This is a genomic window from Bacillus salipaludis (assembly GCF_030938565.1).
Lineage (GTDB): Bacteria > Bacillota > Bacilli > Bacillales > Cytobacillaceae > Neobacillus > Neobacillus salipaludis_A.
The window spans coordinates 1,137,255-1,158,663 of sequence record NZ_JAVGVR010000001.1 but is presented as its reverse complement, the minus strand read 5'-3'; the positions used below and the strand labels follow the sequence as shown (position 1 = coordinate 1,158,663).

At 39.9% G+C, this 21,409-nt stretch carries 22 protein-coding genes and 2 pseudogenes; 13 read left to right on the top strand and 11 right to left on the bottom strand.

The genetic code is table 11. The annotated features are described in order from the left end of the window. Positions 1-281 precede the first annotated feature (281 nt). From RCG21_RS05675 to RCG21_RS05660, 4 genes are all read right to left on the bottom strand, one after another. Entirely contained in the window at positions 282-848 is a 567-nt protein-coding gene (locus RCG21_RS05675) for a TetR-like C-terminal domain-containing protein (protein WP_133336460.1), read from the bottom strand. Between the two features lie 3 nt (positions 849-851). Beyond that, a complete protein-coding gene (locus tag RCG21_RS05670) occupies positions 852-1,568 on the bottom strand; it encodes an MBL fold metallo-hydrolase (protein WP_133336462.1) in 717 nt (238 codons plus the stop codon). Positions 1,569-1,700: 132 nt separating this feature from the next. Continuing rightward, positions 1,701-1,973 (bottom strand): hypothetical protein, encoded by a 273-nt coding sequence (locus tag RCG21_RS05665; RefSeq protein WP_308912949.1) that lies wholly within the window; start codon positions 1,971-1,973, stop codon positions 1,701-1,703. A 180-nt stretch (positions 1,974-2,153) separates the two neighbouring features. After that, on the bottom strand, positions 2,154-2,408 hold the full coding sequence (locus RCG21_RS05660; protein ID WP_133336466.1) for a YciI family protein: 255 nt from the start codon (positions 2,406-2,408) through the stop codon (positions 2,154-2,156). Between the two features lie 184 nt (positions 2,409-2,592). Between RCG21_RS05660 and RCG21_RS05655 the strand changes: the two genes are divergently transcribed. Beyond that, positions 2,593-3,363 carry an IclR family transcriptional regulator gene (locus RCG21_RS05655; protein WP_308912948.1) on the top strand — a complete coding sequence of 257 codons (771 nt, stop codon included), beginning with the start codon at positions 2,593-2,595 and terminating at the stop codon, positions 3,361-3,363. Positions 3,364-3,628: 265 nt separating this feature from the next. Continuing rightward, positions 3,629-4,987, top strand: a complete 1,359-nt coding sequence (locus tag RCG21_RS05650) for an MFS transporter (protein WP_133336470.1) — start codon at positions 3,629-3,631, stop codon at positions 4,985-4,987. Positions 4,988-5,268: 281 nt separating this feature from the next. Here the strand turns inward: RCG21_RS05650 and RCG21_RS05645 are convergent, their stop codons facing one another. From RCG21_RS05645 to RCG21_RS05635, 3 genes are all read right to left on the bottom strand, one after another. Then, the gene (locus RCG21_RS05645) at positions 5,269-5,406 is read right to left on the bottom strand and encodes a hypothetical protein (RefSeq protein ID WP_155925483.1); all 138 of its coding nucleotides are present in this window, start codon (positions 5,404-5,406) and stop codon (positions 5,269-5,271) included. Positions 5,407-5,418: 12 nt separating this feature from the next. Next, positions 5,419-6,678, bottom strand: a complete 1,260-nt coding sequence (locus tag RCG21_RS05640) for a helix-turn-helix domain-containing protein (protein ID WP_308912947.1) — start codon at positions 6,676-6,678, stop codon at positions 5,419-5,421. A 115-nt stretch (positions 6,679-6,793) separates the two neighbouring features. Continuing rightward, a complete protein-coding gene (locus RCG21_RS05635) occupies positions 6,794-8,425 on the bottom strand; it encodes a M4 family metallopeptidase (protein WP_308912946.1) in 1,632 nt (543 codons plus the stop codon). A 246-nt stretch (positions 8,426-8,671) separates the two neighbouring features. Between RCG21_RS05635 and RCG21_RS05630 the strand changes: the two genes are divergently transcribed. From RCG21_RS05630 to RCG21_RS05615, 4 genes and pseudogenes are all read left to right on the top strand, one after another. After that, positions 8,672-9,235 (top strand): biotin transporter BioY, encoded by a 564-nt coding sequence (locus tag RCG21_RS05630; RefSeq protein WP_308912945.1) that lies wholly within the window; start codon positions 8,672-8,674, stop codon positions 9,233-9,235. Positions 9,236-9,326: 91 nt separating this feature from the next. Continuing rightward, the gene (locus tag RCG21_RS05625) at positions 9,327-10,790 is read left to right on the top strand and encodes an AMP-binding protein (protein WP_308912944.1); all 1,464 of its coding nucleotides are present in this window, start codon (positions 9,327-9,329) and stop codon (positions 10,788-10,790) included. Continuing rightward, positions 10,786-11,882, top strand: a pseudogene (locus RCG21_RS05620) (acetyl-CoA C-acyltransferase). Before RCG21_RS05625 ends, RCG21_RS05620 begins: the two are co-directional and overlap by 5 nt. 89 nt (positions 11,883-11,971) lie before the next feature. Then, a complete protein-coding gene (locus RCG21_RS05615; protein ID WP_308912943.1) occupies positions 11,972-12,448 on the top strand; it encodes a hypothetical protein in 477 nt (158 codons plus the stop codon). Positions 12,449-12,488: 40 nt separating this feature from the next. On the opposite strand, the gene RCG21_RS05610 is transcribed toward RCG21_RS05615, so the two are convergent. After that, on the bottom strand, positions 12,489-13,733 hold the full coding sequence (locus RCG21_RS05610) for an MFS transporter (RefSeq protein WP_133336483.1): 1,245 nt from the start codon (positions 13,731-13,733) through the stop codon (positions 12,489-12,491). 1,035 nt (positions 13,734-14,768) lie between these two features. Between RCG21_RS05610 and RCG21_RS05605 the strand changes: the two genes are divergently transcribed. Further along, a complete protein-coding gene (locus tag RCG21_RS05605) occupies positions 14,769-15,179 on the top strand; it encodes a VWA-like domain-containing protein (RefSeq protein ID WP_133336487.1) in 411 nt (136 codons plus the stop codon). Between the two features lie 33 nt (positions 15,180-15,212). Here the strand turns inward: RCG21_RS05605 and RCG21_RS05600 are convergent, their stop codons facing one another. From RCG21_RS05600 to RCG21_RS05590, 3 genes are all read right to left on the bottom strand, one after another. Then, positions 15,213-16,460, bottom strand: coding sequence for a cation:dicarboxylate symporter family transporter (locus RCG21_RS05600; protein ID WP_026573040.1), 1,248 nt, complete (start codon positions 16,458-16,460; stop codon positions 15,213-15,215). Between the two features lie 507 nt (positions 16,461-16,967). After that, a complete protein-coding gene (locus tag RCG21_RS05595) occupies positions 16,968-17,429 on the bottom strand; it encodes a hypothetical protein (protein ID WP_133336489.1) in 462 nt (153 codons plus the stop codon). 312 nt (positions 17,430-17,741) lie between these two features. After that, a complete protein-coding gene (locus tag RCG21_RS05590) occupies positions 17,742-18,005 on the bottom strand; it encodes a spore coat protein (protein WP_235824845.1) in 264 nt (87 codons plus the stop codon). Between the two features lie 21 nt (positions 18,006-18,026). Here RCG21_RS05590 and RCG21_RS05585 point away from each other — a divergent pair, with 21 nt between their 5' ends. From RCG21_RS05585 to RCG21_RS05560, 6 genes and pseudogenes are all read left to right on the top strand, one after another. Then, positions 18,027-18,302 (top strand): spore coat protein, encoded by a 276-nt coding sequence (locus RCG21_RS05585; RefSeq protein WP_308912942.1) that lies wholly within the window; start codon positions 18,027-18,029, stop codon positions 18,300-18,302. A gap of 18 nt (positions 18,303-18,320) precedes the next feature. Next, a pseudogene (locus RCG21_RS05580) lies at positions 18,321-19,456 on the top strand (zinc-dependent alcohol dehydrogenase). Positions 19,457-19,770: 314 nt separating this feature from the next. Beyond that, on the top strand, positions 19,771-19,869 hold the full coding sequence (locus tag RCG21_RS05575) for a YjcZ family sporulation protein (protein ID WP_133336495.1): 99 nt from the start codon (positions 19,771-19,773) through the stop codon (positions 19,867-19,869). 36 nt (positions 19,870-19,905) lie between these two features. Next, positions 19,906-20,043: a YjcZ family sporulation protein gene (locus tag RCG21_RS05570; RefSeq protein WP_133336497.1), complete on the top strand. Its 138-nt coding sequence runs from the start codon at positions 19,906-19,908 to the stop codon at positions 20,041-20,043. Between the two features lie 172 nt (positions 20,044-20,215). Further along, positions 20,216-20,368: a hypothetical protein gene (locus RCG21_RS05565; protein WP_165976313.1), complete on the top strand. Its 153-nt coding sequence runs from the start codon at positions 20,216-20,218 to the stop codon at positions 20,366-20,368. Between the two features lie 241 nt (positions 20,369-20,609). Continuing rightward, on the top strand, positions 20,610-21,281 hold the full coding sequence (locus RCG21_RS05560; protein WP_133336499.1) for a hypothetical protein: 672 nt from the start codon (positions 20,610-20,612) through the stop codon (positions 21,279-21,281). Positions 21,282-21,409 lie beyond the last annotated feature (128 nt).

Genomic DNA, 21,409 nt, shown 5'->3' with positions numbered 1-21,409 from the left:
ATTCATGATGTTTCATGAGACGACCTCCCTCCTCAGGTGGATACTCCGCTCTTGTTCCCCCCTTCCATCTATCCCTATTGCCAGGATGTACTCTATGTATATGTATCACACGAGAGACAAGCTTGGGTTTGTACCCGCTTTTTCAACAAATCCGCAAGACACTATAAACGTTTGTCCAATAGAAAATGACAGGCACCATGTGAAGAATTCACATGGTGCCTGTCACCGTTCGTGGACTTTTCGCCCTATTTGTCCGTTTATAGTGGACACTACAATGAAGGCTAATCCCCCATACCAGCGAGGAAGGCCCTTATTATAATGAGCAGGCTCTCATCAGCATCCAATGCCATTTTAAATCCGCCTCTTTGTTCTAATGAAGAAAAGCCATGGAGGATGCTGCGTAAGCCTCTTACGGCATGAATTGCTTGGTCCCCCTCTAAATCATAAGCCTGTAGTACCCGGAGAGTAAGCTCGACGATTTTCGCTCCTGCCTGGTGAACTTCCCCATCTTCCGGGTCTGGTGCCATTAATGTTGATTCATACACTCCCGGGTGTCTTCTCGCAAATTGAACATATGCCCTACTTAATGCAATGACAGCTTTATCCCCCGATACCCCAATCGCTGCCTGCGCTAATTCGCCATAAAGCTGATTTAACCCATAAATGGCGAGTTCCTTCCGTAGTCCCGGCAGCCCATTAAAATGGTTATACAGCGATGGCGGCCGAATATTTAATTTTTTTGCCAGATTGGCCAAGGTGACCTCAACTGATCCATAATGGTCAGCAATTTCCCCTGCCGCTTCAAGAATCGTTGGTAAATCAAGTCCTACTTTCGGTCTGGGTGACATTTGCTATGCTCCTTTTCTTACTTTTCTCTCAAAATTTTCAATCGCCTGTTCCATTGCTTCTACAGGATTCTCTATCAACTCGCCATGCCCGACAGCAAGCAGTGCTGGTCGGAACCCCGCTAATTTCTTTGCACTTGCTAATGCTGTTGGTTTACTCCACGTACCAAAGGCAGGGAAAGGAAACCAAGGGTTTATATCTCCCGCTACAGCGATGCCCCCTCTTGTTTGGAATGCATCCCCTGCAATTAACGCATTGGTTCTTTTATCTAAAAAGGACATCGACCCGGGCGTATGCCCTGGCGATGGGATTGCGGTCAAAGAACCAACCTGATCGCCATCGTTCAATAATACATTGGCCCGCGTTTGTAACCTTTTCGGAACGCCGCCTTTAATTGGGGTTGGGTCTTCATGTTGATCCAGCGAACGGTCGCCATTCATTAATCGGTGATCTCTTATTGAAATATACACCGGGACATCCGGAAATTCTGCTTTGATTAAATCAAGCGCTCCAACGTGATCCTCATGGGCATGGGTTAAAACAATTTTAGTGATCGGCTTGCCAATTCGATTCGCTGCTTGAAGAATCCCCTTTGCACTAAAGGAAAGAGCAGCATCGACTAGGGTTAATCCCTCTTCCTCCTCCACCAAATAGCAATTGACTGGAAAAACCTTGGCCATGAACGTTACTTGATACAAAAAACCGTTTTTGATCATTCTCATTATGATCATCCCCTTTTAACTAATGTTATTAGTTTTATAATAACTAATAACATTAGTTTTATCAAGCGTTTAATGGAAAAAATTATAAAAAAACCTCACTTTGGGAGTTCCTTCCAAAGTGAGGCATAAAATTTATAAACTATTATCTTCATTACCTTCTCCAACAGCGTTTCGATTTTGATACCAATTTGTCACTTGTGTCAGGATGGCAAATACAAAGAAGAAATTCATCGCCCAGACATTGATAAATGGAGTCATTCCACCGAATTCAATCGTTTGATACCCCTTTAAATACATGACAATCAATGATTCTAGAAACATTAAAATAAAACCGAGAACCCCAGCAACTGCTGCACGAATCAATAAATTCCCCTCCATAATTTTCAAGGTATAAATTTCTGACAAAATTGTGACATCCCTAATGCAATTATATTCCAACAGCGTTTAAAAGCAATAGTCCGGAGGCTTATAAAATCAAAACATCCTGTTTGAAAATTTAATGAGGCAACAACTTTTAAATATAAATAGGAGCGCCACCCTAATAAGATAGCCCCCCTTCTTTTTTTTCTATATAAAGCTCTTATTTTAGTTTGCATTCCATTCCTTAACAGTGTAAATGGATTCATTTTCTTGATTCATAGGATCTTTGTTTACAAGACTTTTGGCTTCTTCTAAGGAAACCGCAGTAACAACATAAGCCCCACCGGTTTGGTCTTCGAATCCGCCAGCAATAATTAACACTTGCTGTTCTCGCAAACTCTGTAAAAATTCTCGGTGACCTTGAATGTAACTGCCTGTGAAAGAAGGTTTTCTCTCAATCAACACCAAATATTTCTTCATCTTTTCACCTCACCCGTTTTATCAAATTAGATAATACTGTTCCCTATTTATATAATGATTTAATCATATTGTCAATATTATTAATAGAAGGCACTTTCAGAAAATTTAACTTTTGTTTGCCTGTGGGATATCATTAGCCGCTATGCTAATATAAGAAATAGTAGAGCTCTGTAGGAGGATCATTATGGAAGTAACGAAAAAGGGAACGACAATTCAATCCTTACAGATTGGAATGGGTATTGTGGATTTAATCGCTAAACAAGGAAGGCCATTAAAATTTACTGATATCCAGGATCTAACACAAATTACAAAGAGTAATCTTTACAAATATTTAAATACCTTTACCCAATTAGGCATCCTTTATCGAAGCAAGGATACCGGAGAGTATGTGTTAGGGAGTAAGCTAATTGAATACGGAATGGCTGCTGCAGACCACGAAAATGTTGTTGATCGGGTTACACCCTTTCTGCAAGAAATTAATGAGAAAAGTTCGAGTACGGTTCTATATTCTAGCTGGACACACAATGGCCCGATGATTGTTAAAGATATCAACATTCATCGAGGCTATAATATTGGAGCTCAGATAGGAACCTTTCTCCCTATTCATTCCTCAACCGGGAAAATATTCATGGCTTTTATGGATGAGCAAATGATTCATGATTGGAAAACAAAGGAATTCATGCAGCTTTCACCAGAAAAAGTTCGTCAGCTTGAAGAAGAACGTTACGTTATCCAAGAAAAAGAAATATCCTTTGCAAGGGAACCGTTGGTTTCATCCGTATCCTCTGTTAGTTTCCCTGTATTTAACTATAAGAAGAGACTGCTTGGAGCCGTGACGATTGTAGGCTTTTCTCAGTTCATTCCCAATCATGAAGAAGATGATTTAAGTCAATATTTAGTACAAATCAGCAAAGAAATATCCGGCAGTTTCGGATTTAATTCTGATGAGAAATAAAATAATAAGGGATAGATAAAAAGCGGGAAATCCCCGCTTTTTTGCGTTTTATTAAAATATGTTGGTTTCCCCAATTAACAGAAAATAATTAATATTAAAATTTCCTTATTGAAAATAGTTTAACAGTTGTTTATAATCCATAAATAGAGAACATTTTTCACTATGGGTACAGTGGAGGTGGTGTTTAATCGTTAACGAATAAATTTTTTATAGGAATTTCGTAAGCGTTGTCTTTTAACTATTTTGAAAAATAGGGGGAAAAAGTTTGGCAAAGATTAATTCAACAGAAGTTATCGCTGGCAGTAAATTTAACCGCTTTCATTTAATCCTACTATTATGGAGTTTCTTCATCATTTCGTTTGACGGATATGATCTTGTTGTATATGGAACCGTCGTGCCGACCCTAATTGAAAAATGGAACCTTACTCCTGTTGAAGCCGGAGCAATCGGAACCTATGGATTATTTGGTATGATGTTCGGTGCTATCCTGTTCGGAACACTTGCCGATCGGATTGGAAGGAAAAATGTTATTACGATTACCCTCCTTTTGTTTAGCTTATTTACATTTCTTTGCGGATTCGCCCAATCACCAACTGTTTTCTCTACCTTTCGCTTTTTAGCTGGATTAGGACTTGGCGGGATTATGCCGAATGTCATTGCTTTATTAACGGATTATGCACCTAAAAAAATGAGAAGTATGATTGTATCCATCGTATTATGCGGTTATTCAGTCGGGGGAATTCTTGCTCCTCTATTAGGAATCTTTTTAATGCCTAAATTCGGCTGGGAGGCCATTTTTTGGTTTGCTGGACTGCCTCTACTACTTTTACCCTTTATGCATAAACAATTGCCTGAAACGGCGAGTTACCTTATTCGCACTGGCAGAAAAGAAATATTAATCGCTACCCTTTCCAGGGTAAGTCCAGAATCCACGTTTAATCAAAATGATGAAATCGTAGAAGTACAGAAGACACAAGAAACAAAGGTACCGATTATTGGACTATTTAAAGAAAAACGAGCACTAAGTACTATTATGTTTTGGATTGCATTTTTCAGTTGTTTATTAATGGTTTACGGTTTAAATACTTGGCTTCCTAAATTAATGATCGAAGCAGGCTATGGACTAAATTCAAGTCTGGGTTTCCTGATTGCACTTCAAGGCGGTGCCATTATCGGAACACTTATTATTGGTCGACTTTGTGATCAATACGGTTCCAAAAAAATGCTTGTTCCGATGTACGCCTCTGGAGCAGTTGCTTTAACGTTACTTGGTTTTGGCGGAAGTTCATTTTTAATCTACTTATTAGTAGCCATTGCGGGTGCAGCGACCATTGGTTCCCAAAATATTGTCCAAGCCTATGTTTCTCAGTACTATCCACCGTATGTCAGGTCCACTGCTTTAGGAATGGCTTCTGGTATTGGCAGGATTGGCGGAATGGCTGGGCCACTTTTAGGTGGATTCCTTTTGTCGATTTCTTTACCGATTCATTTAAATTTCATAGCATTTGCTATCCCCGGATTAATTGCGGCCATTGCCCTTGCGGTTGTACCTGTTAAAAATGCGTATACCAATGAAATGGATAGCAATGTAGAATCGATTAAGACCCAGGTTGATGCAGGCTAACCTGCTAAAAAATAAGCGCTTTTATGTCCTAAGTTACTTTTGCTAAAATTGGCGCTTGTTCCTGCAATCATTTCTCGATGAAGGAATCTTCACAACTTCCACACAACTTCTCCCTAAGTTCTACACAAGTATGTTTTATGATAAAAGTAACTTAATCAAGTTTTTGGAACCTACAAGTCCAAAAACTTCCCATAATTTTGATTGGTGGATTACACCAATCTCTTTTTTTGCATAATAAAAACCTTGCTCACCGCTGGGCAAGGTTTTTGTTATTATTCCGTTTACAAAGTTTCATTTCCTTGTGAGTAAATCACTTTTGGCAGGATGTCATGTGCTGTATCATGGCTTGAAGAAACCTTTAATGCACCTGCAAGAAATGCCCCGATTATCACGGTCACCAAGATTAATTTTTTCAACATAAAAATTCCCCCTTAGTTAATATTTTTACGAGCGTTATTCGCTAATCGGTAGTATTCACTCGCCTTTTTATACTTTGTATTTTTAAAATAAAAGTTTGCCAGTTTTTCCGAGCATTCCGTAACATATTGATATAATTGTTCACGCTCAAAATAGGAGATTGCTTTCAAAAGTAACTCCTCATATTGGCTGTTTTCAACCTGCTCAATCTCAAGATCCAGCACGCGGATATGGTAATAGTATTCATCAATTGGTACAGTTTTAAGCTTCGAAAGTGCTTGATCACACCACCTCCTTGCCTCCTGCTTATTTCCAAGATTCATATATTCCTTTGCTATTAAGTAATACGTACTTAAAAGTTCATGGTCCAAAATACCATTGGAATCGAGTGCTGCTTGAAAATTTTGAAGAGCCTCCTCGGTTTGATTCATACTGGAATATAAATAACCCAAGTTGTGGTAAATGATTGAAGTCGAGTGATCATCCTTTAATTTTTGTGATAATTGCAAAGACCTTTTTAAAAATCGTTCCGATTCTCTGTAATTATGAACGCGTCGATGGTTAATCCCTAGTAAAATAAGCGATTTTAGACTGCTTTCATTATCAAATTCCCGGCGGAAAAATTCTAATGCCTTTTGGGTAAAAAGAATGGATTGAAAATATTGATAGATACTCGTACAGGCAAGGGCCTGGTTATAATAGATTCTTCCTTTTTCTCCCTCTGTTACTTCGGGAAGATTAAACAAAAGAATCATATTCTCATTGCAAACTATCGCCTGTTGAAATTGTTCTTGAAGATAATAATAGATGCTTAAAAAATAATAGTAGTCAAAACGAAGATGGGGCCTGTCCTGCAAAAGCTCTGGATATTTTTGAATTTTTTCGAGTAAGAATTGGGATTGCTCGGTTTTCCCTGAAAAAACATAAAGACCAAATAGATAGATATCATACTTCATATGAACCTGCTGTGATTGACTCTTTTGTATGGCTTCCTTTAAGGACTCATTCATTTTTTCAGCTTCCGAAAATTGTTTGTTCTTTACTGCCAATTTAAATGGATCCATTTTTTTCAACAAGTCCCCATCATAGCCTTCATCTAATGTTTCATCACTAAGTTCCAATCTTTCACAGAGCAAACGAATAACTTCTTCACCCGCAGCAGCTGTTCCACTCTCAATTTTCGAAAGATAAGAGATGGCACAAATGCCCTCTGCCAGCTGTTTTTGCGTGATATTTTTCATTTTTCGAAAATAGCGAATCCGTTCTCCGATCAATTTCCTCGCTCCCTGCACCTCCAATTGTATTAAGAATATTCTATTTTTTGCAAACTCATAAGTCAATAGGACTGGGAACCTATTCCCAGTCCTATCATTCCTATCATTCCTATCTTTAGTAGACTCCAACCTGTGACCAAGCAGATGCTACTGCACTATATTGAGTGCTTCCAGATCCGTAAAGGTCTGCCGCAGCAGCAAGAAGGGAAGCCCGTGCATCACTAAAGTTACTCTTTGGAGATAAATATACTGTTAGGGCACGATAATAAATTTTTTGAGCCGTATCGAACCCGACCTTTTGAATCGTTAAATACGCAGCTTTGTTTGGAATACCGCTGTTGGTGTGAACCCCGCCATTGTCAGAGGTCGTGTTCACATAGCCGCTCATATTATCCGGCTGACCGTAAAGAGTTGGGTCCGATAAACTTCTTAGAGCATCTCCGGCTTTTTTCGGTGTGTAAACGTCCTCGCCAATTAAGTAATCCCCACGGTCCATAAATACCCCAAATGTATCGGAAATCGACTCATTGAGGGCTCCAGATTGATATTGATACTCTAATCCAGCCGTTCTCTCCGTGACTGCATGGGTTAACTCATGGCCGACGACATCAACTGCACCGGATAAAGAGGTAAAGGTTGTCCCATCTCCGTCCCCATAAACCATTTGCGAACCATTCCAGAAGGCATTGTTATAATTTCGGCTGTAGTGAACCGTTGAGCGGATGGTTGCACCATTGTTATCAAAGCTGTTGCGATTGAAATTATTTTTATAATAGTCATAGACAACACCTGCATAGTAGTGGGCATCAACATCTGCTCGCTGGGAGGTTGCATTAAAATTATTATCAGCGTCAACGGAATAGTTGCCCGGTAAGCGCTGGGTATTGGCCGCTGTCCTTGTTTCAATTACACCGGACATTGGTTTGGTTATATCATATAAATAATAGGTTCCGCTTGAATAATAGGTGTTAATGGTTTTTGTGTCGCCTAAAACCCCAACGCCAGTCCCCTCTGCGACTGCATTATAGGAATCTAGGATGTTACCATTATTGGCATCGACATAGACGACCCAGTTTGCCGGATACGGCAGAATAAATTGAAGATTGATTTTGTAGGCGTGATAGAAGTCATTCCCTTTTTTATAGATCACTTGCTTACTCTTTTCAACCAGCCCCCGTTCTTTTTCTCCCCTAGGGCCAGTTTCGGCATCAATAAGTGTTTTATCTTTTGTCAGATTGATTGATTTCCATGCATTGGCAAGCGCTGCATCCTTCGAAAGCTGTGCTTTTAGCTTTCCTTTAAAATAACTGGACGCTTCTGGGAAAACATCCCCGTTGACGGCAGTTACAATTCCGTCTTTATCGGTATGAACCTTAAAGGCAGCCCCGTCGACAGGTATTCCTTGCACCGATTGAACAAAATCATAATGTGTGCTGCCAATTTCATCGGTTTGAATATTTAATAATGTGAGATCTTTATCCGAATCTAATTGATAGATTTGTTTATTCTCTTTAATAAATTGTTTAATAGCTTCCTTGTCTTTATGACCTTTAGTTGATAGTTTTCCATGTACAAAGGTTGGAACGGCTTGTCCCTTTTTCCAGGTCACCTTTGCACCTTTATTGAACTGATCTTCCTTTGAAGCCATCACATTATACGGTGTTTTGGCTTGTGCGGCTGCCGTAAATGGCATGACTGCTCCTACTGTTAGACCAAGGGCAAGAACAAGTGAAGTACGTTTTTTCATCTACTTTAGACCTCCCGAAAGACAATTTATAATTTTCAAAATAATTATAGCATGGGAAAAAGCAGGGGAAGATTGGGAAAGAACACCCAAAATCTATCAATATTTTTGAAAAAATAGAGTAATTTTCCCAATATTTCATTTTTATATGTTAACTTTACATAAAATTAAGTTGACATATATTTCTGCCGCTTTTACAATAAAATTGAAAAAAGTACAAATCTATAGTTAAATATGAGGAGATGGAATATGAAACTTTTAGACATTACATATGTTGCTTTATTAGCTGCCTTTATGGGGGCTTTAGGCTTTGTCCCTCCAATCATGCTTTCATTTACACCGGTTCCGATTACACTACAAACATTAGGTGTTTTGCTTGCCGGCGGTTTATTAGGTCCAAAACGCGGTGCTTGGAGTATGATCATTTTCCTTTTGCTAGTAGCGGCTGGTGCACCATTGTTGTCCGGTGGACGAGGAGGATTTGCTGTTTTTGTAGGGCCAAGCGCGGGCTATTTAATTTCATGGCCAATAACTGCTTTCTGTCTTGGCTATTTCATCTCGCGTTTCAGTAAATTACGATTTGCGAGAATTCTATTAATCAACCTAACGGTAGGAATACTCATGATGTACATAATCGGCATTCCAGTCCAAGCCTTCATCATGCACATCAAAATCACCGACGCCATCATCACTAGCCTAGTCTATATCCCGGGAGACATCCTAAAAGCAACCCTAGCATCCTACCTCGTATACAGACTAGCCAAATCACCGGCTATAAAACGAAACCTGCACAAAAACGTTGAGACACTATAACGGTGTCTCTTTTTACTATCATTCGACAAAATTCAGGTGGTGCCTGTCACCACCCGAATTTTGTCGAACACAAACAGAGAGGAGATTATAGATGGCTTCAATTACTGACTCATATGCAAATCATGCAAAGAAGTTTCCAATGAAAACAGCGATTTTAACGGCTACAGAGAGGTTTACCTATCAGGAATGGTATGAGAGTGTTTGTCGAACGGCGAATTGGTTTAGGTCCTTCCACTCTTTTAATAGAACGGTTGCAATTTTGCTCCCAAATGGGATTCCATTTCTGCAATTGTTTACGGGGGCGGCAGCGGCTGGTTGGACGGCAGTCCCATTTGATATTAAATGGACCGAATTAGAGGTAGAAAAACGGCTCGCACTTTCCAAGGCTTCGCTTGTTATAACGACAAAAAACAGGATTTCTTCCGTAAAAAACCTCCATTCCCCTACTAAAGTTTTCATTTGGGATGAATGCCGGGAGGAAATTCAGCAGGGACCGGCGCCGGAAACCATGCCCTCAAACGGGGAACTTCCCTTTTACATGGGATTCACTTCCGGTACGACAGGTAATCCGAAAGCATTTATTCGCTCACACAACTCGTGGGTTGCAAGCTTTGCCTGCAACCGTGTTGATTTCAAGATGGATGAGAATGACCACGTTCTGATCCCTGGGGCGCTGATTCATTCCCACTTCCTCTACGGTGCAATCAGTACGCTATATCTGGGCGGAACCGTTTATTTGCTTGAAAAATACATCCCATCCCAGGCAATGAGGTGGATTGATACGACTCCGATTACCGTCCTCTATGTCGTCCCGACGATGATTTCCTCCCTTTTTCAGGCGGAACGTACCATCGAAAGGCCGCTAAAGATTCTTTCCTCCGGAGCCAAATGGGAGGATCATTCCAAACGCCAGGTCCGCAGCCAGTTTCCGAACCTGACCCTGTATGAGTTTTACGGGGCAAGCGAGCTAAGCTTTGTAACCGTATTATCCGATCGGGAAATGGAGCGAAAACCGGGTTCTGTCGGCAGGCCCTGCCATAATGTAAAAATCGAAATCCGCCTGCCGGATTCTAAGCTTGCAAAGCCGAATCAAACAGGAAAGATTTATGTGAAAAGTAAAATGATTTTCAGCGGATACCTGGAGCCCAATCAAAACACAGTTCAAGCAGAACATGATTGGCTTACCGTTCATGACATGGGCTATTTGGATGAAGAAGGATACCTATATATTGTCGGTCGGGAAAAGAACATGATTCTCTATGGCGGCATCAATATTTTCCCGGAAGAAATTGAAAAAGTACTTTCCTTACATCATGAAGTGGAGGAAGTAGCCGTTATTGGAGCAAATGACTCTTACTGGGGACAAATCGTAACCGCAGTAGTCAAAGGCACAGCCACAAAATTGGAACTTCAAAGATTATGCAAGGAAAAGCTTGCTTCTTTTAAAATCCCGCGAAAATGGGTATTCGTCGATGAAATGCCCTATACAAGCGGTGGAAAAATTGCCCGCAGGCAGGTAAACGAATTGGTCGAAAGCAAGGTGAACAACCATTAAAAAAGCAGTCATTGTCCAAGCAAAGCGAACTCCCATCGGAAAACAAAATGGAATATTTCAATCGCTACAGCCCCATGAGTTGGCTGGTCCCTTGCTTGAGTACTTAGCAAGTGGAATCGAGGATCAGCTTGACGATTGTCTTTTAGGAAATGTGACAGGACCGGGGGAAACATTGCCCGGCTTTCCACCTTAACAGCAGGCCTTCCACTTCAGGTCCCCGGTGTAACCCTAGACCGCCAATGCAGTGCCGGTCTCGAAGCGATTCGAATGGCTTCCTATTTTATCCAAGGTGGTGCAGGTCAGTGCTATCTAGCCGGTGGTGTCGAAAGTCCAAGCACCTCACCTTTTCCAAAAAGAGCCCGCTTCTCACCTGATCATATCGGTGATCCGGATATGGGGGTTGCGGCTGAATATGTTGCGGAAAAATTTGGAATCAGCAAGGAAACACAGGATGAATATGCCTTGTTAAGCTATTTTCGGAGCTGGGAGGCTTATAAAGAAGGGCTTTTTACAGAAGAAATCGTCGCAGTTGAACGGCATATCAGGGATGAGGAATTTAGTAAGGAACGAAACATGAGCGCACTGCTAAAACGGGCAAAACCGACTTTTGTAAAAAATGGGACCGTGACCGCTGCAAACAGCTGTGGGATTCATGACGGTGCAGCTGCCGTGGTCGTAATGGAGGAGTCAACCGCACATCTTCTTGGATACAAACCGATTCTTCGCTTCGTTGACAGCCAGGCTGCAGGAGTACATCCCCATTATCCCGGAGCAGCACCGATTCCGGCCATTCAAACTTTACTAAAAAGAAATGGACTGACCATTGAAGAGATTGATCTTTTTGAAATCAACGAGGCATTCGCTTCAAAAATTGCTGCGTGCGCACAGGAACTTTCAATCCCGTACGAAAAACTAAATGTGTCCGGCGGCGCCTTAACCATCGGTCACCCGTACGGAGCATCGGGTGCCATTCTAGTTACGAGGCTGTTTTATGAAGTACAGCGAAGGAAAAATGCCCGTTTTGCTGTAGCCGCGATTGGCAGCGGCGGTGGTGTTGGAGTTGCCGTACTATTTGAAGTTGTGAAAAGATAAGTCAGGCAGCTACCTGGCTTATTTTGTACTAACGGCGCGTATAAAATAACGAACACTATGGGTAAATTAGCTTAAAAAAGGAAAATTCCATGATTGGACTTATTATTGCCATTATAGTGTTTAACCTTACTGCCTTTAAAACAAATAAAATTCTTACTGCCAATCTGATTGCACATATCTGGGTTTTTACGGTTGCTTTACAAAGCCTTTTCGACATCATCATTGAATTCAAATTCCATGCCTATTGGTATTTTGGTAAAGAAGTCGATTGGTCTGGGCTAATTCCGCATTTATTTCTTGTCCCGCCTGTTAATATGATTTTTCTTAATCGGTTTCCCTATACGGCCAATCTCCTAAAGAAAGCTGTTTATATATTCTTTTTTGTTATCGCCATTTTATTATACGAACTAGTGACCCTTCTACCGGAACCCTGGGGATATTTTCATTATGGTTGGTGGACACTTTGGCATGCAGCCATTCTCGATCCCTTTTTGCTGCTCATTCTACTTGGTTATTATAGGTGGGTACGTCACTTGGAAAAGAAAGCTCTAGGGAAACCTAAATAAAACAGAGCTTGGGTTTCCAAGCTCTGTTTGTTACAGCCAATTACATTTCTTCCGTTCCTTTTAATACCGAAGAAGAGCGCTTAAATAAAGGCACTAAGGCCAGCACCCCTACAATAAATAACAGGGCTGAAGCTTCATACATGGTTAGAAGCGAAAATGTTTTTTTCAACCATCCGCTCGCACTCATGGAAATTACCATCGTTCCCATAAACATCGGGTTTAAGATCCCATTAACCCTTCCGATAAAAGCAGCCTCAGTATTTTGCAGAATCATCGTGTTAATCCCGATATGAATGCACGGCATGAACAGTCCGCTGATAAATTGGGCTGTCAAGGTCAGCCATAATTGATCTGATACCCCCATTACGAAGAATCCGATTGCACTTACGGACATTCCAAGCGCAAGCAGGATTTGCGGTGGGGTTTTTTTCGCAAGACCAATTGTCAGGCCTCCTCCTAAAATCATCCCTATTCCAAAAGCAGCCATCAGCCATTGCAGCTGTTCTTTTGGTAGCCCAAGACGTTCGGTAACAAGGAAAACAGCTAATGGTTGGGTAAGCCCTAACCCTAAGCCTGCAGCAGCAAAACATCCGCCAAGAAGTGTTAATGCACGACTGTTCCAAACATAACGGAATCCTGCCTTCATTTCATTTAGAAGCGTGGTCTTCTCTTGATTTTCCTCACTCTCTTTATCAGGAGGCAGCATGAATAAAATGGCTGCAGACAACAGAAATGCAATTCCCATGATGGCGATTGCAGCATTAATGCCGTAATGCTGAAACACAAAGGTTCCAATAATTGGACCGAGAATCATAAACAAAGCGAATACCGTTTGGTACATCGACATCCCCATTTGGATCAATTCTTCTTTGACATGAATCTTGAATAGCTTCATTCCAGATGGTTGTGAAAACTGCGATAGAATCGATGAAACAAGGGTCGCAAAGAAAATGACCTTCCAACTTCCGAAAAGAAGTGTCAATAAGACAACAAAAATCGACAGTGCGCTAAGAAAATCGCACCAAATCATGGTACGCTTTGGACGCCAGCGGTCTGCAAAGGTTCCGCCAATAAAGGAAAACAAAAAGATCGGGGCAAATTCCGCTACAGAAATAAGCGAAACGGCTACTGGATTTTCATGAGTTCGTTCAATGACATAAAGTAAAATTGAATAGTTACGTACCCAGATACCAATTTGCAGGAAAAATACGGATAAGAGAATGGTACGAATAACCTGGTTTCGAAACAACGCTCCGACAGTGATATCTGATTTTGTTTTTTCCATAAAAAAACCTCCATATTCCTAACCTGGACAGGAGGCAAAACATACACAAAATGGGCATAGTACATTAAATTTCCCTGTACTCCCCATAGGTTATGTAAAAAAGTCCGCACTAATCCTATCCAGAAATATTTTCGTTGATACGAATTTTTTCTTACAATAGGATTAGTAGATCATCGGCTTAATGGTCACCCTTTTCATAAATAGTAAGTTAATACTACTTTAATTTGAGTGAATAATCAAGAAAAATTTGTAATTAAATGGTAAGAGCAGACACCCTTTAAGGAAGGGTATTATTGACACCAAAACATACTAGGCATCAATAAAGAGTTTACCCAATCACAAAAAACTATCTGTATCTTCTATACCCTCCACAGGTGAGTGATGTTTTCATTTTCATAAATTCATACATGAGATTTGCGTTTCTTCCTTTTTGTGTATGTGGATTTCTTTTATAGCGCAGACATTCCATGAATTCATAATCACATTGGCAAGGGGATATTCCATAATCGAGGCAGGTGTCATGTCTATAGCAGCAGTAATCAACATCATTTATCGGTGCACCAGGACCACTGCAACCCGGACCACACCATCTATATTCCGGGAAAATACAGATTGGAAAAAGACTTTTTCGTTTCTTTCTTCCTTGCACCATCATCACCCCCAAAATTATAATTTATATATATAAATATGTAGAAATTATAAAAATGAAATGGCAAATCCCCAACTTGTACAAATTCCTCTTTTTTATAATAAAGAGCTGTTAAACTTGGTTGTTGATTTCCGCTCCAGGATGCTCGCTTTCCGCGGGGCTGGCGGTGAGCCTCCTCGGCGCTTAAGCGCCTGTGGGGTCTCACCTGTCCCGCTGCTCCCGCAGGAGTCTCGCACCTTCCGCTCCAATCAACGTTTTCAAAATCAACATTGTCCTATAACACGGACTATAATAAAAAGAAGGCTAGAAGCATTAACCAACATATTTTCTTCGCTGAAAAAGCAAACTAAAAACTGCTGCTCATAATACAAGGGAGTTGGTTTTAGTTGAAATGGCATATGAGACTTTTATCGATGATTCAAAAAAAAGAAGATAAAAAAATCGCTCTTGCAGTTGATACCTCATCCGTTGAAGTACAAACAATTCTAATTAATAACATTGTTAAGCTATTCGAAACCGTTAAGCCTGATACTCTTCTCGTCCAAGCCGATTTCAAAATACGTAGTATTACCCCGGTTAAATCAGACACCATCAAATATTATACACATGGAAAAGCCTCTTATACAGATGTATTAGAATGGGCCGAAAAGGAAAAGATTGATACCTTATTCTACATAACCGACGTAACCGGTTATATTTATGAAGAAATCACAAAGGTGGAATACGAGCTATACTGGCTGGTCCCAGATGAATTTTTGCCAAAAGTCCCTTTTGGGAAAGCCATAAAGATTGCTTAAAAGAAAAAAAGGTGCCCGAGGCACCTTTTTTATTTACGCCACTTGCTCTTCACCAGAGTCATCGAGCTTGTGACCTTCCCATTTTGTAATCACAATAGCAGCCAAGGAGTTTCCAACCACGTTCACGCATGTACGGGCCATGTCTAAAATCCGGTCGATACCTGCAATAAAGGCAAGACCTTCAACGGGAATGCCGACCGTTCCTAAAGTTGCTAGTAAAACAACAAACGATACACCCGGAACCCCGGCAATACCTTTTGATGTAATCATTAATACCAATACTAAGGTGATTTGATGGCCAATACTCATATGAATTCCATACATTTGTGCAAGAAACAATGCTGCAATCGCCTGGTAAAGTGTTGATCCATCAAGGTTAAAGGAATATCCTGTTGGAATAACAAACGATGTAATCGCTTTTGGACATCCGAGCTTCTCCATTTTTTCCATGATTTTTGGTAACACAGTTTCGGAGCTTGCGGTTGAATAACCTAAGAGCAATTCGTCCTTCAAATACTTTAGGAATTTAAAGATATTAACTCCAACGAGTTTTGCCACAAGTCCGAGCACAACCAGAATAAAGAAGAACATCGCACCATATACCACGATTACAAGTTTTCCAAGTGGTATTAAGGAGCTTAAACCAAATTTAGAGACTGTAACCCCAATTAAGGCAAATACACCAAGCGGCGCAACCTTCATAACTTGATTCGTCACGTAAAACATGGCCTCGGCTGTTCCTTTAAAGAAATTCACAATCGGGGTTCCTTTTTCTCCAATTGCCGCAACTCCAAGCCCGAACATAACGGAGAAGAAAATAATTGCAAGCATGTCGCCATTCGCAAGTGACTGCATGATATTAGTTGGGACAATATTGACAAATGTGTCAACCATAGAATGTGTTTCTGTGGTTTTTGCGGTTTCTACATACGTATTTATATCAGTTTTCGTTAAACGGGACATATCCACTCCGGAACCCGGATGAAATAAATTTGCTGCTAAAAGACCGATTACAATTGCTACGGTCGTAACAATTTCAAAATATAGTAGTGTTTTTCCCCCAAGCTTTCCTAACGATTTCATATCACCCGTACCAGCAACACCAACGATCAAGCTTGAGACAACAATCGGGATGACAATCATTTTAATTAAACGAATAAAAATATTCCCAATTGGCTGCAAATAAGTTTCAACATGCGGGTTTCCATAAAAAATGGCACCGACAATGATACCTAAGGCTAACCCAATGAAAATTTGCCATGCTAAGCTAATTTTCCTCATCTATATCTCCCCTTTTGTGAATGTAATCAAGCTGTTTTGAAATACAACTTGAGGATGTTAAAAAACCGGAGTAAAGAAAGATATTATTTCAATATAACGCTTTCAATATCTAGCATAAAGGATTTACAGCCTTATATCAATGAAAAACTCCTGGAAGTTGAATAAAAGTTCACGTTTCATTCGCTATCCCAATATAAAATTCAATTGATTTATTCTTTCCGTTTGTTGAATATTATTTTCTTAATTTGAATTAATATCCTCAAATTATAATAGGAAATACGTTCAATTTGGCCAAATTTTCCGAGTGGAATTTTTGAAAGTGTGCTAAAGATATTGGCAATCATACCTGATGGACTGGTCGTTCTAAAATAGTACGAATGAAGCAAAAGCTAAAAGCCTGTACCAAAAACAGGTGTTGCAGCACCTTCTTTATAAGATGAACAACCCACAACAAACAACAGAAGCTCAAATTCCGAGCTTCTTTTTTATAAAAACAGAAAAATCACCCTATGAAAAATGGAGGATAATTTTTCGAATGACCATACCAATGAATAATCCAGGAATCATAAACAAGATCGGAAGCCATACAGGACCGAATAGAACCCCAAATAATATAAGGGTATTGGAATACATACAGCCAACCGTTACAAAATAGGCAGCAAACACAAAAGGTATAAATGAATATCGGTCCTTCCCACCTCCAGCATCCTTCCATGCATCCCACATGGCGAAAAAATATAAACATGGATAAAACATTAGCCATTGATAGTTCGTCTCTTGGATTGCTTTTACGATTTCTCCTTGAAAACTTAACATGATAATCGTATTAAAATGGGCTTTGACATTGATCAAAAATTCTAATCCGACAAATAATAGCCCTTTTAGATATTTACCATTTAGAAGCTGCCCAAATCCAGGGAGGGCAATACTCCAAAAAAGCATTTCAACTTTGCGGTCACTTTTTCCCATTGTCTTCCCAACTTTACCATTAAACTTTTTTTGAATGAGGTTTTATTACAGAAAAGTCCTTATTCTGTATTTTGAACCATTATACTTTTTCTATGAGTACAAAGCCTTTTTTTTAGGTATATATAAAATGAAAGAGCCTCAATGATGGAATTTAGTATGGTTGGACATTAAAAAAAGTCTGGGAATACTTTGTACGATGACGGGGGTTATATTTTGATTGAAAATGGCTGCTTGAAGAACCACTTTTGTCTGCTGACCGTGATAAATTTGCAAAAGAATAGATAAAAGACCCCAAGTCAACTTGGGGTTTTTTTACGATTTCTGTGCAAGATTAAATGCTGTGTCAGCTGCTGTTAAATCTACCTGAAGCTGGTCGCCCAATTCATGTGGATGATAATATCCCCTTGCCATCATAAAGTTGGTGATTTTTTCATGAGTTTCAACGGCATCCCGTAATTGCTCCCGAAGGGCTTCTCTTAATTCCAGAGTGGCTGCCTCTGTAATCGCCGCAGCATAATTTCGCACCCCCGATTTGACCGAAATCAAGAAATCCGTTGCAATTACTTGGTCTGTCATTCCACCCATTCCCATTTATCAGTGAAAACCGGAATACGAAATTACAGTTTTGCGATTACCGAAACAACTAATCCCGAGCTAAGAAACGCACTGTACAAGCAAATGGATGCAGCTATTGACTTACATGGAGAAATTAAAGATTTGATGATAAAAAGAGGCTGGCTTCACCCCTTTGATTTCAACGAACAAATACCGATTGATTTAAAGGCAGCCCAAACCGCAGTACAAATTGCCCAGCTCAATCTTTTCCCAAATGACACTGACAGACGCGGCATGTTTGCTACACCAAATAAATAACAGGAAGGAGTGATTACAGTGAAAGCCGTAACGTATCAAGGCATCAAGAATGTGCAAGTGAAAGAGGTAAAAGATCCTTCCATTAAAAATGCCGATGATATTATTGTAAAAGTTACCTCCTCGGCCATTTGCGGTTCTGACTTACATCTAATTCATGCCATGATTCCCAATTTGCCGACCGATTATGTGATTGGGCACGAACCAATGGGCGTGGTTGAGGAGGTTGGTCCTGAGGTCACAAGTTTGAAAAAAGGCGACCGAGTTATCATTCCTTTTAATGTGAGCTGCGGCCACTGCTGGTATTGTACACATGATTTGACAAGTCAATGTGACAATGGAAACCCCCATGGCCATGGTTCAGGTTTCTTTGGCTATTCAGAAACCACGGGTGGATATGCCGGTGGCAAGGCAGTATCATGCGGGTCCCATTCTGAAACTTTACTCCCTTTAAAATTCCCGATAATTGTGAAGTCGAAGACGAAAAATTAGTGCTGCTTGCTGATGCAGCACCAACCGCCTACTGGAGTGTAGATCATGCAGGTGTAAAGGATGGCGATACCGTCATTGTCCTAGGCTGCGGCCCCGTTGGCTTGTTGGCACAAAAATTCTCTTGGTTAAAGGGTGCTAAACGTGTTATTGCTGTTGATTATGTTGGGTACCGTCTCGAGCATGCAAAACGGACGAACAAGGTTGAGATTGTTAATTTTGAAGATCATGAAAATGTCGGGGATTACCTCCTTGAGATTACCAAGGGCGGAGCCGACATCGTGATTGATGCGATTGGAATGGATGGAAAAATGACCCCGCTCGAGTTTCTTGCTTCCGGGTTAAAGCTGCATGGCGGTTCAATGGGTGCAATTGTAATTGCAAGTCAGGCCGTAAGAAAAGGCGGAACGATTCAGCTTACGGGAGTTTACGGCGGCAGGTACAACGCCTTCCCGCTTGGTGATATTTTCCAACGGAATGTTGATATTAAAACTGGGCAGGCCCCAGTCATTCCGTATATGCCGTTCCTTTACGATATGATTAATGGAGGAAAAATGGATCCAAGCGATATCATCACCCATGTCCTTCCATTGGATCAGGCAAAGCATGGGTATGAGGTGTTTGATACAAAAACTGAAGACTGTATTAAGGTGATTTTACGGCCATGATGGTGTTGGGGAAAAAATTTATTTATTCATCTGCTATTTTTTGTCCCCTATACTGCTTATTGGAAACCCTATTCTTGATTTGGGTGAATTTTTTGTCCCCTATAGCGCTTATTGGAGACACATTCCCCGGTTCTCCCATCACTTTTTTCCCTAATCACAGAACCTCGAAGTTTATAACACGTTGCCTTTTACCTATGAAGTAATTCCTTTTTTTCATAAGATTTCTTCACATCTTCCTGAAATAGGTATATGCCCTTCCATTATTTTCATCCATTACATATTTTGTTAGTACCTAAATCAGGAGGTGTAATACGATGTCTGATGGATACGCTGGAGGATTTGCATTGATTGTTGTATTGTTTATCCTCCTTATTATTGTAGGAGCTGCATATATTGGAGGCTGCTTCTATTAAGAAATAAATGTACTTAATCTTGAAAGGGGGATTATTATGTTTGGCTACGGTGGATTTGGATATGGTTATGGCGGATGCGGTTACGGCGGATTCGGTTATGGTGCTGGCGGTTTTGCCTTAATCGTAGTATTATTTATTCTTTTAATCATCGTTGGAGCAGTTTGCTTCTATTAATAGAAAAAGTTTGTTTTAAAAAAATACTTTAAAGCAATGCAAAAAAACTTGCATTGCTTTTTATATTTATTAAAACACAAAGAAATGAACCCGGATCATTTTTCAATTGGGCATTCCTCCAAGTGAATAGTTCTATAAGGAATAGAAACCCTATTTAGTGGAGGTGGAATCAGTGGAAAATGAAAATAAAAATCCTCCAAATACCGTTAAATATAGTATTTGGGAAACACGGACCGATGAAGAGCAGATGGAGAATAAGCATAAAATCACAGAAGCCATTCATGGTACAAGTCTCGAGTCAAAGATTTCAGAAAAACACGAATAACAAGTCAAGAGCAACCATTGGAGGTTGCTTTTGTCTTGTTATTTTTAAAATATACCTATATTATTTTTATAATCTATTGCATTTTCATATTATTTTATAAGGGACGGGAAGACTTATTTTAATCTATTCAAGAAAAACAATCACAGTTGGAATCCTTTGTCTTCTATTCATCGGTTTCTTTACATTTTATCTTCTCCATAATCCGGATCAAACAGAGCTACACAAGAATAAGCACACAGTTGTGAAAAAGAAAGAAGACATACCTATCGTGGAATATAACGGGGGAGGCCATCTAAAGGAAATTGGCCAAAAAGTCCGGCAAAAAAACTGGGGGACATTAACCCTAATAGATAAAGTAGAAGTAAACAAGACATTTACGATTTCCCCAATGGTGATTAAGTTAAATGACGTAAAAATAATTAGACTATCAAACCTAACCAAACAAACTAAAGAATACTTACGAGGATATACCGGTTTAAGTAATGAAGAGGCTTATCAATTATTTACAGAGAAAAATCTAAGCAATGAAGAAATACAAGACCGCGTAGAACTTTCACGGACAGAAATCGACAATAATACTACTTATATAGAAATTACTTATTCTGTTAAAAATACTGGGTCAAAAGAACTTCAATTTTTCAGCATGGAAAATGTTACATTAAACCATAAATGGTCTTATAAAGTTCCGGAAGAAAACTTTATCCTGTCAGATGATACCTTAATAGGTGCTAAAAGTGTCAGCAGAGTGGATTACAGACCTAGTGAATTACGAAAAGGAACAATTGGCTTGTTGAATGAGTCAGAAACCCCCATCCATAAAATAACCTCTTTTTCGTTTACAACGGATGACCTACTTGACGGAGATTCCCACCATCTTTTAGCCAAACCAAAGACATTCACGATAAATTTTTAGCTAAAATAATTAGGGCCAGATTGATCATCTGGCCCTTTCTCAATTCCAGGATGCCGTAGCAGTCCGCCTTTGTTAGTTTTTTTATTATCCTTGCTCTTTACAATAATATTATATGGCTCACTTTCTAT

Bases quoted from the DNA above. Each gene is read 5' to 3' on its own strand.
- RCG21_RS05675 (WP_133336460.1), bottom strand. From the start codon at position 848: ATGTCACCCAGACCGAAAGTAGGACTTGATTTACCAACGATTCTTGAA.
- RCG21_RS05670 (WP_133336462.1), bottom strand. From the start codon at position 1,568: ATGAGAATGATCAAAAACGGTTTTTTGTATCAAGTAACGTTCATGGCC.
- RCG21_RS05660 (WP_133336466.1), bottom strand. From the start codon at position 2,408: ATGAAGAAATATTTGGTGTTGATTGAGAGAAAACCTTCTTTCACAGGC.
- RCG21_RS05655 (WP_308912948.1), top strand. From the start codon at position 2,593: ATGGAAGTAACGAAAAAGGGAACGACAATTCAATCCTTACAGATTGGA.
- RCG21_RS05645 (WP_155925483.1), bottom strand. From the start codon at position 5,406: ATGTTGAAAAAATTAATCTTGGTGACCGTGATAATCGGGGCATTTCTT.
- RCG21_RS05635 (WP_308912946.1), bottom strand. From the start codon at position 8,425: ATGAAAAAACGTACTTCACTTGTTCTTGCCCTTGGTCTAACAGTAGGA.
- RCG21_RS05630 (WP_308912945.1), top strand. From the start codon at position 8,672: ATGAAACTTTTAGACATTACATATGTTGCTTTATTAGCTGCCTTTATG.
- RCG21_RS05625 (WP_308912944.1), top strand. From the start codon at position 9,327: ATGGCTTCAATTACTGACTCATATGCAAATCATGCAAAGAAGTTTCCA.
- RCG21_RS05615 (WP_308912943.1), top strand. From the start codon at position 11,972: ATGATTGGACTTATTATTGCCATTATAGTGTTTAACCTTACTGCCTTT.
- RCG21_RS05610 (WP_133336483.1), bottom strand. From the start codon at position 13,733: ATGGAAAAAACAAAATCAGATATCACTGTCGGAGCGTTGTTTCGAAAC.
- RCG21_RS05600 (WP_026573040.1), bottom strand. From the start codon at position 16,460: ATGAGGAAAATTAGCTTAGCATGGCAAATTTTCATTGGGTTAGCCTTA.
- RCG21_RS05595 (WP_133336489.1), bottom strand. From the start codon at position 17,429: ATGGGAAAAAGTGACCGCAAAGTTGAAATGCTTTTTTGGAGTATTGCC.
- RCG21_RS05590 (WP_235824845.1), bottom strand. From the start codon at position 18,005: ATGACAGACCAAGTAATTGCAACGGATTTCTTGATTTCGGTCAAATCG.
- RCG21_RS05575 (WP_133336495.1), top strand. From the start codon at position 19,771: ATGTCTGATGGATACGCTGGAGGATTTGCATTGATTGTTGTATTGTTT.
- RCG21_RS05570 (WP_133336497.1), top strand. From the start codon at position 19,906: ATGTTTGGCTACGGTGGATTTGGATATGGTTATGGCGGATGCGGTTAC.